An 11,594-nucleotide genomic window follows, 5' to 3' on the forward strand; every position below is an offset into this window, starting at 1 on the left:
CCCACACTGGACGGGTTTTGAATCCGTTGCCTCTGCCAATTGGGCTACTAGGGCGTTAGTGCTAGAAAGCAATACTAGACCACTTCTGAAAAACAATGAAAATTGGGGTGCCTTTAGGGGCAGGGGAGGCTGAAAAACCAGAAAATCCGGCAGCAAACAGTGGGCATGTGCCATTGATTTTTGCTCTGGCCTAGACTCGGTGACGTGACTGAGAAGACTGACCAGACCCTGATGCTCATCGACGGCCACTCCATGGCCTTCCGTGCTTTCTTTGCCCTGCCTGCGGAGAACTTCTCCACCACGGGTGGGCAGAACACGAATGCGGTGTACGGCTTTCTCTCCATGCTGGCCACACTGTTGAAGGAGGAGAAGCCCTCCCATGTGGCTGTGGCCTTCGACGTTGGCCGTAAGACTTTCCGTACTGAGATGTTCCCAGACTACAAGGCGCAGCGCGCGGCCACCCCGCCCGAATTCAAGGGACAGGTGGAGATCCTCAAGGATGTGCTGAAGACACTGGGCATCACCACCATTGAAAAAGATAACTTCGAGGCTGATGATGTCATCGCCACGTTAGCTGTCGCTGCGAAACCCCTGGGCTTTGAAACTGCTATCGTCACCGGCGACCGTGACTCATTCCAATTGGTTAATGACACCACTACGGTGCTCTACCCGATGCGTGGGGTGTCTGTTCTCCACCGCTTCACCCCGGAGGCGGTGGAGGAGAAGTACGGCCTGACACCTGAGCAGTACCCAGACTTCGCCGCCCTGCGTGGAGACCCCTCCGATAACCTGCCCAATATCCCGGGTGTGGGCGATAAGACCGCCACCAGATGGATCGTTGAGTACGGCACCCTGGACAATCTGCTGGAACATGCAGATGAGATCAAGGGCAAGGCGGGCGTCAGCTTCCGTGAACGCATTGAGCAGGTGAAGATGAACCGCACCCTCACCGAAATGATCAAGGATATGGAACTGCCTGTCGGTCCCGATGATCTGGAGATGCGGCCGGCCAGCGTGGCTGAGGTCGCAGCGGAATTCGACACCCTGGAATTCGGTACCAACCTCCGTGAGCGCGTATTGGCATCAGTGAAAACTGAAGGTGACCTTCCAGTGGAAGAAGTGGTGGAGCAGGACGAGGTCATCGTTGACACCGTCCACCTGGATGAGTGGTTGAGCACCCGTCAAGGACAGGTCCTGGCACTGGCCATCACCGGTGTGGGAACACCTGCCACCGGTGATGCGCATTCCATTGCCATCGTCGATACTGACCGTCATGCTGTAGTAGCTGACCTGGCAGATATCACCCCGGAGGCGGAGAAGGCATTCGCCGCCTGGATCGCCTCTGATTCACCGAAGCTGCTCCACAGTGCCAAGGCCGTTTTCCACATGCTTGCCGGCCGTGGTTTTGAACTCAACGGCATCACACACGATACCGCTATTGCCGCCTACCTCCTGCGTCCCGGACAGCGCACCTATGAACTGGCCGATGTCTATCAGCGTCACCTGCAACGTCAGCTCAAGGCCGCGGAGAGCAGTAATCAACTCACACTCCTTGATGCTGGCGACTCTCAGGCTCTGGTGGATGAGGCCGTGGCCATCTTCGAGCTGGCAGAGGTACTCACCGTACAGCTGCAGGCGATCAACGCCTTTGAGCTCTACCGTGATCTTGAGATCCCCCTGCTGACCATCCTGGCACGTATGGAATCCATTGGTATCGCCGTGGATGCGCAGACCTTGGAAGAGCAATTGAAGAGCTTCATCAACCAGGTGCAGCAGGAGGAGGAAGCCGCCCGCGAATTAGCGGAGGATCCCACCCTCAACCTCTCCAGCCCGAAGCAGCTGCAGTCGGTTCTGTTTGAGACCTTCGACATGCCCAAGACCAAGAAGACCAAGACCGGTTACTCCACAGCGGCCGCGGAGATTGAGGCACTGGCTGTCAAGAATCCGCACCCATTCCTGGATCACCTCCTGGCACACCGCCAGTACCAGAAGATGAAGACCACCCTGGAAGGCCTCATCCGCTCCGTGGGTTCTGATGGGCGGATCCACACCACCTTCAACCAGACGGTGACCTCCACCGGACGTCTCTCATCCACGGATCCGAACCTGCAGAACATCCCGGTTCGAACTGAAGCAGGACGCAAGATCCGTTCCGGTTTCGTGGTAGGCGAGGGCTTTGAAACCCTCCTGACTGCTGACTACTCCCAGATTGAGATGCGTGTGATGGCGCACCTCTCCCAGGACCCGGGTCTGATTGAGGCGTATCAGGAAGGCGAGGACCTGCATAACTATGTGGGTTCCAAGGTCTTCGATGTGCCTATCGACGGGGTCACCCCGGAACTGCGTCGTCGTGTGAAGGCCATGTCCTATGGCCTGGTCTACGGACTCTCTGCCTTTGGTCTGTCCCAGCAGCTGGATATTTCCCCAGGTGAGGCCAAAGCCATCATGGAGAACTACTTCGAGCGTTTTGGTGGTGTGCAGCGTTACCTCGGTGAGGTGGTCGATCAGGCACGCAAGACCGGTTACACGGAAACCCTGTTTGGACGTCGCCGTTACCTGCCGGAGTTGACCTCGGATAACCGTGTGGCACGTGAAAATGCGGAACGTGCAGCCCTCAACGCACCGATCCAGGGCACGGCTGCGGATATCATCAAGGTAGCCATGATCCGGGTGGATCGTGAACTGCAGGAGGCAAAGGTGAAATCCCGCGTGCTACTGCAGGTCCACGATGAACTCGTCGTCGAGATCGCCTCCGGTGAGCTGGAGCAGGTGCAGAACATCATCGAACGTGAGATGGACGGTGCCATCTCACTGCTGGTTCCGCTCGAGGTCTCAGCAGGCGATGGTCGTGACTGGGATACCGCCGCGCACTAGTGTGTAGCTGCGAAAATCGCCGTTCCCGGGAATAATTCTCCCCGCAGTGGTGACCACTGGCCCCAGGTTTCATCCAGATCCTGGGGCCATTCTGGTTCCAGAAGCCCCGTAAGGGTGAAGCCAGCGTCGATAAGCTCTGTGATCCGCGCGCTTAGCGTGCGGTGCTGTTCGGCGTAGGTGACCTCACCGGTTGTCTCATCTTCTTCGACATAACCGCTCTGGTCGAAGTAGCTGGTGATCGCAGTCAGGCCGGCGGGGCCAGGGTCATCCAGGAAGACCCAGCGCATGGGATGGGTGATGGAGAAGACGAAACGGCCACCCGGGCGCAGGACGCGTGCGACCTCCTTCATCAGGGCCGCGGAATCTTCCACAAACGGGATCGCCCCGAAGACGGAAAACACCACGTCAAAGGAATTATCGGCGTAGGGGAGTGAGGCGGCATCAGCCTGGACCAGGTGAGCGCCGTGGCTGGTTCCTGCGTGGCGCAGCATCCCCATGGAGATGTCAAAACCGGTGACAAAGACATCCGGGACATCATGTGCCAACCAGCGGGCACAGGGCGCGGAACCGCAGCCCAGCTCCAGGACATTCTTGCCAGCGAGCTCACCCGCCTGGCCAAGCAGACGTTCCTCCTGTTCATGGAGCATTTCCGGACACCAGTAGAACTCACCATGTGGGGAGTCCTGGCCCAGGTACTCCGGATGGCGGTCATGGTAGTCAGCTGCATCCAGATCCCACCAATAACGGTTGGCGGTGGAGAAGGATGAAGAAGTCTTCGGGGGAAGGTCAGTCAAGGTTTTCACTCCATTGTCATAAAGAGCCGAACAACCCTCACTGTAGACCTGCAGATATTCGCCCATGCTTCAGGATGTTTCCCCACGTCGAACTGGAGGGGGATAGAGCCAAAGTGAGTGGCTTTAATGAACTTCAGTCACATTTGTGACTCCAGTGCCAACCATGAATCCGTTGTGCGAATACTATTTGCTCTAGCTGCATAAACGCAGTATTGTTGTACAAGCATGTCGCTGCGTCCAATGCCGGGGTGTTCTTATAGGAAAACATTCCGGGTTGCTTCGTGACATCGAAACACCCATTGCGCTGGAGTTTCGGGAGGCATAGCATCCCTATCCATTCTCAATTTCCTATCCATTTCGGAGCAATTTACATATGCCCACCAACAACGCACCTCAGGTAGCCATCAACGATATTGGCTCAGCTGAGGACTTCCTCGCAGCAATCGACGCCACCATCAAGTACTTCAATGACGGCGACATTGTTGAAGGTACCGTGGTAAAGGTCGATCGTGACGAGGTTCTTCTCGACATCGGCTACAAGACTGAAGGTGTCATCCCTTCACGTGAACTTTCCATCAAGCACGATGTCGACCCAGACGAGGTCGTCGAGGTCGGCGACCAGATCGACGCACTTGTCCTCACCAAGGAGGACAAGGAAGGTCGTCTGATCCTCTCCAAGAAGCGTGCTCAGTACGAGCGTGCATGGGGTGCCATCGAGGAGCTCAAGGAGAAGGACGAGCCGGTTACCGGTACCGTCATCGAGGTCGTCAAGGGCGGCCTCATCCTGGACATCGGCCTCCGTGGCTTCCTGCCTGCATCCCTCGTTGAGATGCGTCGCGTCCGCGACCTGGATCCGTACATCGGCCAGGAGCTCGAAGCTAAGATCATCGAGCTGGACAAGAACCGTAACAACGTTGTTCTGTCCCGTCGTGCATTCCTCGAGCAGACCCAGTCTGAGGTCCGCTCCGAGTTCCTGCACCAGCTCCAGAAGGGTCAGGTCCGCAAGGGCGTCGTCTCTTCCATCGTCAACTTCGGCGCATTCGTCGATCTCGGCGGTGTCGACGGACTGGTTCACGTTTCCGAGCTGTCTTGGAAGCACATCGACCACCCATCCGAGGTTGTCACCGTCGGCGACGAAGTCACCGTTGAGGTTCTCGAGGTCGATCTCGACCGCGAGCGCGTCTCCCTGTCCCTGAAGGCTACCCAGGAAGACCCATGGCGCGTCTTCGCCCGCACTCACGCTGTGGGCCAGATCGTTCCAGGCAAGGTCACCAAGCTGGTCCCATTCGGTGCGTTCGTTCGCGTCGAAGAGGGAATCGAAGGCCTCGTCCACATCTCCGAGCTGGCTCAGCGCCACGTCGAGGTTCCGGATCAGGTTGTCGGAGTTGGCGAAGAGGTCATGGTCAAGGTCATCGATATCGACCTCGAGCGTCGCCGCATCTCCCTCTCCCTCAAGCAGGCTGACGAGGACTACACCGAAGAGTTCGACCCATCCAAGTACGGAATGGCCGACTCTTATGACGAGCAGGGTAACTACATCTTCCCTGAGGGCTTCGACGCCGAGACCAACGAATGGCTCGAAGGCTTCGATGAGCAGCGTCAGGCTTGGGAAGCTCGCTACGCCGAGTCCGAGCGTCGCTTCACCGCTCACACCGCCCAGATCGAGCGTCGTCGCCAGCAGGCGGAAGAGGCAGCTGCCGAGGCTCCGGCCGGCAACTACTCCTCCGAGTCTGAGGACGCAGCTCCATCTTCCTCCTCCGCACCTGTGGAAGAGACCGGTGGATCCCTGGCTTCCGACGAGCAGCTCGCTGCTCTGCGTGAGAAGCTCGCAGGCAACTAAAGTTACCTGCACACATTCGCTGGGCATTCACACTGACGTTGACGGTGTGAAGGCCTAACGTTTGCTCCGCAAGACGCCCTGTCCTGCGTGTGAAACCTTTAATGGTTCCGCATTGCACGACAGGGCGTTTTTGTGTGCTTTTCCGCCCGTAAGTGGGTGAGCAAGCAGCAGGAAAGGGGAGCGGTTGGCCGTCTGCGCCAGCTGACTGGTACTGGTCATATCAAGCCTGGTCCTTATAAACAACCACTTAAATGAGGTTAAATGTATAACCGGACTTGCACGGACATGGAAATTTTTGATGGTGTGATAATTGGCCCCCTGACTGGCTTGTTTCTTGTTTGAATCGGGCTTAAACTAAGGGATACTTACCACTGAATCGGGCATGAGTGTGCTGCTTCACATGTTTTCCAACGGTGAGGTGCATGGCATGTCTGTAAAAGATCCGTCTCCCAGGGAGTGAAAGGGTATTACCACTCCATGGGTTGGGCAATCGATTGCATTGTTGTGTTGCTCAACACCGTTGAATGACCACTCCTCCCCAGGACAGTAGGTAGTTGCTGGCGAACCGGACCCCTGGTTCGTAACAGCTCCCGTCTCTCGTCACGGGATTCTCGGTATCATTTAAGAACCGGGGGACCGTGCGTTCAGAAAGGTTTGACATGGCGTCTAAAGTGACGGCGACATCGCAGCACATTCTGGATAACCTTGGTGGGCCGGAGAACATCACCTCGATGACTCACTGCGCAACCCGCCTCCGTTTCCAGGTCAAAGATCAGTCAGCAGTAGACCAGAGCGCCCTCGACTCTGACCCTTCAGTTCTCGGTGTCGTGCCCCAGGGCTCCACCGGAATGCAGGTGGTCATGGGCGGCTCCGTAGCCAACTACTACCAGGAACTCCTCAAGCTTGATGGCATGAAGGGCTTCCAGGATGGCGAGGCCAACGCTTCAGATTCCTCCGGAAGCAAGGACTACGGCGGTGTTCGTGGCAAGTATTCCTGGATCGACTACGGCTTCGAATTCCTCTCCGACACCTTCCGTCCCGTCCTTTGGGCCCTGCTGGGTGCCTCCCTGATCATCACCCTGCTGGTTCTGGCCGACACCTTCGGCCTCCAAGACTTCCGCGCACCGATGGATGAGCAGCCGGACACCTACGTGTTCCTGCATGCCATGTGGCGTTCAGTCTTCTACTTCCTGCCGATCATGGTCGGCGCCACCGCAGCCCGAAAACTCGGTGCCAATGAGTGGATCGGTGCAGCCATCCCGGCGGCACTGCTGACCCCGGAGTTCCTGGCCCTCGGCGCAGCCGGCGACACTGTCCAGGTCTTCGGCCTGAGCATGGTCATCAACGACTACTCCGGCCAGGTATTCCCACCACTGATCGCAGCAGTGGGTCTGTACTGGGTGGAGAAGGGGCTGAAGAAGATCATCCCTGAAGCAGTCCAGATGGTATTCGTGCCATTCTTCTCCCTACTCATCATGATCCCGGCCACTGCATTCCTGCTCGGCCCATTCGGCATCGGCGTGGGTAATGGCATCTCCAACATGCTGGAGGCGGTCAACAACTTCAGCCCCTTCATCCTGGCGATCATCATTCCGATGCTCTACCCATTCCTGGTGCCACTGGGTCTGCACTGGCCACTCAATGCCATCATGATCCAGAACATCAACACCCTGGGCTATGACTTCATCCAGGGACCCATGGGCGCCTGGAACTTCGCCTGCTTCGGCCTGGTCACCGGTGTCTTCATCCTGGCCATCAAGGAACGCAACAAGGCAATGCGCCAGGTGTCACTCGGTGGCATGCTGGCCGGTCTGCTCGGTGGTATCTCTGAGCCTTCCCTCTACGGTGTTCTGCTGCGCTTCAAAAAGACCTACTTCCGCCTCCTGCCAGGCTGTTTCGCCGGTGGTGTGGTCATGGGTATCTTCGACATCAAGGCCTATGCCTTCGTGTTCACCTCACTGCTGACCATCCCAGCAATGGATCCTTGGTTGGGCTACACCATCGGTATCGCCGTGGCGTTCTTCACCTCGATGCTCCTGGTGATCTTCTTTGACTACCGTTCCGATGAAGAACGCAAGGAAGCCAAGGCACAGATGGACGCTGCGAAGGCAGCTGAAGCAGAAGGTAACAACCCAGCTGCTGCTGGCGTGACCGCAGGTCCAGCTGCAGCAGCTGCTGCCACCAACGCTCCGGCCACCTCCGGTGCATCCACCGTAACCGCCACCCGCACCATCCTTGAGGCAGGTGAGATCGCAGAGATCACCGCTCCACTGGAGGGTCGCGCCGTGCCATTGTCTGAGGTGCCAGATCCGATCTTTGCAGCAGAAAAGCTAGGACCGGGAATCGCCATCGAACCAACCGGCAACACTGTTGTCGCCCCTGCTGATGGAACAGTCCTGCTGGTGCAGAAATCCGGCCATGCCGTGGCACTACGCCTGGACAATGGAATTGAAATGCTCATCCATGTCGGCCTGGACACCGTCCAGCTGAATGGCGAGGGCTTTGAGGTCCATGTTGAGCGCAAGCAGCATGTCAGGGCAGGCGACAAGCTGATCACCTTTGATCCAGAGTTCATCCGTTCCAAGGATCTACCACTGATCACCCCCGTGGTGATCTCCAACGCCAAGAAGTTCGGCGCCGTTGAAAGCCACCCGAACACGGAAGCAGATGCCTCAACCAGCATCATTACTGTCACCGGTAAGGATCAGAACAAGAGCGAGAATAACTAACTCCCCACACGGTGACACATTAACTACTAATCTGGGGCGCATGTTGCGCATTGGATTAACCGGAGGGATCGGCAGCGGTAAATCTACCGTTGCCGATCTTTTGTCATCTGAAGGATTCCTCATCGTCGACGCGGATCAGGTCGCCCGCGACATCGTCGAGCCTGGCCAGCCGGCTCTGACCGAACTCGTCGAGGCGTTTGGTGAGGATATCCTCAAACCCGACGGCACCCTAGACCGCCCAGGTCTTGCTGCCAAGGCATTTGTCAGCGAGGAGCAGACAGCCCTGCTCAATGCCATCACCCATCCCCGCATCGCTGAGGAATCCGCCCGCCGTTTCGCGGAGGCAGAAGCCAGGGGAGAAAAGCTTGCGGTCTACGATATGCCCCTGCTCGTGGAGAAGGGCCTGGACCGCAAGATGGACCTGGTCGTGGTCGTTGATGTGGAGGTGGAGGAGCGCGTCCGCAGGCTGGTGGCCAAGCGTGGCCTGACCGAGGAGGATGTGCGCCGCCGCATCGCCTCCCAGGTCCCTGATGATATCCGCCTCAAGGCCGCCGACATCGTTGTGGACAACAACGGTTCCCTCAATGATCTGCGTGCTGAAGCCGGCAAGCTGATCTCTGAGATCCTCGGCCGCGTGAATTAGACCGATTATTTTTTAGACCCCATCTGACCATCCGCCCCCGGGACCACTGCATATAAGCAGCGATGCCGGGGTTTAGCTCTATTCCAAGAACCATGTCACAGCATCACGATAGGTCCAGAGTAAGTTGGGCATAGCAGTTCGCGGATCACTCACTGCAGAAATCCCTGTGGCATGAGAACCACATGCAAGCGTGCACACTACTGTTGCCTGGCAGATGTGGTTAGCAGAAGTCACTACGGTGACGCTTTCTGTATGCCGGAGCAACGTACGGGTGAAGCGGGCATTATCGACGACAGATTGTGCCTGTACCTCCACAAAGCCGTGGGTGATGGGACCACCGGTTACTACCATGTGGGGGTGCGTTTGGCCGGAGGGTGGCTTCTTTCATGGCGAGGTTGGAGCCGGTTCTCCAGATTGAGATGTACCGAGCCATCAGGGTTGAGTCCATTGCCCAGGGATGAAGACGGTGATGCTCCCAGTCCTACTGGATAAGGATCCCAGCATGGGAGAAGAACTCTGCCCCCAAGGCTTGCCCCGGAGGGATGAGAATCAGGATGTTCACCAGAATCAACACAGAAAGACATGTGGGCGGAGTCTGCACAGCCCACAGGTGGGTTCTGGTCTCTATAACGTGATCCGAGCTCTGCTGTGAAATCAAGAGGGAACACAACAGATCTATCCGCCAGGTACTGAGCTATGCCAAAATAGTGGCATGGGCTCCAGCATGGTTTTCTCCGTCTTCCCGATTGTGTTCTTCCTGGCTTTTCTCATCATCGGGCTGTCGATTTTCCGCAGTTTCACCAGCCAGGGCATGAAGCTGCGGAAAGAGCTTCGACAGGAACAGCATGAAATCACTGATGCGCGTGTGGATGCCGAGCGGTGGATTGAACGCCTGGGCAGTGAACTGCTGGCGCTTAACCCTAGTGATGAACGTGCCAAGGAGCTGACAGGTCTTGCTGCGCAGCGGCATTCCAATGCGATTTTGAGGGCCAGGGATGCCCAAACCGTCAACCAATTTGAGGTGGCACGTGGTGTGGCGGTGGAAGGGCTCTACTATCTCCGTGACGCACGATTGCACTTAGGAGAATCAGAGGGGCCACCATTACCGTCCAGCTATTAGGACAAAGACCCCCTTTTATCCTTTCACCCGGTTCTCGGGGAGGGGATGTGAGCCACCGTATCGCCTTATCAATTCCCTGGCACCCTATTTTTGGAGGAACCCAGGGATGTAATTTTCTCAGTTCTTTTGAAGACAGAATCCTGATCTTAGGATTAAGTCCATGGTCACAGTAGGCACCGGAAAAGGGGCTTCCGGCTACACTTTCAATAAGTATTCTATTGAGCTTCCAGTCGAAGGATCTGAAGACGCAACCATTTGTCGCTATTGATTTTGAGACTGCCAATGGAAAGAGGGCATCTGCCTGTTCCATCGGCCTGGCTCGTTTTGATGAAGAGGGCACAGTGGTGGAGAGTTACCAGTCGCTGATCCTTCCACACCCCGAACACCGCTTTTTTCATCCTGCAAACACCTGGGTTCACGGTATCCGGGAAGGAGATGTTGCAGGGGCTCCTGAATGGGGCAGTATTTTCGAGGACATCTCAGAGTTTGTGGGGCAGATGCCGCTGGTTGCCCATAACTTCGGTTTTGATGGCTCTGTGCTCAACCAACTCACTGATCTCTACCAGCATGTGCCCCTGGAGAACTCCCGGTACTGCACCCTCAGGCTTGCCCGCAGGCTCTATCCCGAACTGCCGAAGAAGTCATTGGATGTGGTGTTTGACCACCTGTTTCCAGGTGAGATACTCAACCACCATGAGGCAGAAGCTGACGCGATTGCTGCAGGAAGAATCTTTGCCCAGATGCAGCGCCAGCAATCACTGGATGAAATGGATGCCTTCAATGTGGCTCAACTAGTGGAGAATTTTGGTCACTCCACTGCGTTGCAGGGGAGCGCATCTGCTTCACCGGCACTTTAGAGCGTGGCAAGCGTGCTGACCTGGAGGAATTCCTCAAGCATGTAGGTGCTGCTGCTTCTAAGAATGTCACGCAAAAGACGACACTCTTAGTTGTTGGTGTCCCTAACCCCTCCGCCTGGAAAGAAGGCTCGTCGGCTTCCCGGAAACTTGAGCGCGCCACCCAGTTGCGTGAGAAGGGTGCCCCAATCCGGGTGTTATCGGAAGAGGACTTCTTCGCACTTTTGATGGACTAATCCCTCCTGCAGGTAGTGATCCCGGGTACTCTAGCCGTCATGAATATTTGGAACACCGGCCCCTTTGATAATGAAGAAGCACAGGAGGTCCTCGAGGATCTGCGCAATGATGAGCTTTACCTGGATGAACTCCTACCTGATGCCGGCCACCGGTACATCGAGGAGGATCAGGGCGCGATGATCATCACCCTGGCACATCTGGCTGCAGGTGAGCAGCCGGAGGAGGGTGAAGCGGTCGACGCAGAGGTTCTCCAGACGCCGCAGATGAAGGAGCGCCTGCGTCAGTGCTTGGAGGCAGTGCTTATCGACGCCACCGTCTCTGGCCTCTACGCCCACTGGCAGGGACAGGGCGAACAGCTGCACGAATGGAAGGCACGTTCACACGTGAGCCTAGAGTAAAAGATCATTCTACGATTCTTTTAGGGGCAGGGGCTTCGGTAACTTCAGGGGGTGCTGTTGCAAAGTTGGGGCAGTAGGAAGAGCGACGTGAAATAATCAGAGCCA

General features: G+C 56.8%; 9 protein-coding genes. 8 read left to right on the forward strand and 1 reads right to left on the reverse strand.

Annotated elements, in window-relative coordinates; all coding sequences use genetic code 11:
* Positions 1-231 precede the first annotated feature (231 nt).
* Positions 232-2,874 (forward strand): DNA polymerase I, encoded by a 2,643-nt coding sequence (polA, locus tag Q0M74_RS10415; RefSeq protein WP_293954166.1) that lies wholly within the window; start codon positions 232-234, stop codon positions 2,872-2,874.
* On the opposite strand, the gene Q0M74_RS10420 is transcribed toward polA, so the two are convergent.
* Entirely contained in the window at positions 2,871-3,668 is a 798-nt protein-coding gene (locus tag Q0M74_RS10420; protein ID WP_293954152.1) for a class I SAM-dependent methyltransferase, read from the reverse strand. The two genes, polA and Q0M74_RS10420, sit on opposite strands and share 4 nt — an antisense overlap.
* Positions 3,669-4,041: 373 nt before the next feature.
* On the opposite strand from Q0M74_RS10420, the gene rpsA reads away from it, so the two are divergent.
* From rpsA to Q0M74_RS10455, 7 genes are all read left to right on the forward strand, one after another.
* Entirely contained in the window at positions 4,042-5,508 is a 1,467-nt protein-coding gene (rpsA, locus tag Q0M74_RS10425) for a 30S ribosomal protein S1 (protein ID WP_293954154.1), read from the forward strand.
* 659 nt (positions 5,509-6,167) lie between these two features.
* Complete coding sequence (locus Q0M74_RS10430; RefSeq protein ID WP_293954156.1) at positions 6,168-8,237, forward strand: glucose PTS transporter subunit IIA; 2,070 nt, start codon at positions 6,168-6,170, stop codon at positions 8,235-8,237.
* 40 nt (positions 8,238-8,277) lie between these two features.
* On the forward strand, positions 8,278-8,880 hold the full coding sequence (gene coaE / locus Q0M74_RS10435; RefSeq protein WP_293954158.1) for a dephospho-CoA kinase: 603 nt from the start codon (positions 8,278-8,280) through the stop codon (positions 8,878-8,880).
* Positions 8,881-9,592: 712 nt separating this feature from the next.
* A complete protein-coding gene (locus Q0M74_RS10440) occupies positions 9,593-10,000 on the forward strand; it encodes a hypothetical protein (protein ID WP_293954160.1) in 408 nt (135 codons plus the stop codon).
* Between the two features lie 218 nt (positions 10,001-10,218).
* Entirely contained in the window at positions 10,219-10,857 is a 639-nt protein-coding gene (locus Q0M74_RS10445) for an exonuclease domain-containing protein (RefSeq protein WP_293954162.1), read from the forward strand.
* Between the two features lie 20 nt (positions 10,858-10,877).
* Positions 10,878-11,090, forward strand: a complete 213-nt coding sequence (locus tag Q0M74_RS10450) for a hypothetical protein (protein ID WP_293954168.1) — start codon at positions 10,878-10,880, stop codon at positions 11,088-11,090.
* Between the two features lie 39 nt (positions 11,091-11,129).
* Positions 11,130-11,489, forward strand: a complete 360-nt coding sequence (locus tag Q0M74_RS10455) for a DUF4259 domain-containing protein (RefSeq protein WP_293954164.1) — start codon at positions 11,130-11,132, stop codon at positions 11,487-11,489.
* Positions 11,490-11,594 lie beyond the last annotated feature (105 nt).

The sequence above is a fragment of the uncultured Corynebacterium sp. genome (assembly GCF_945649885.1).
GTDB lineage: Bacteria > Actinomycetota > Actinomycetes > Mycobacteriales > Mycobacteriaceae > Corynebacterium.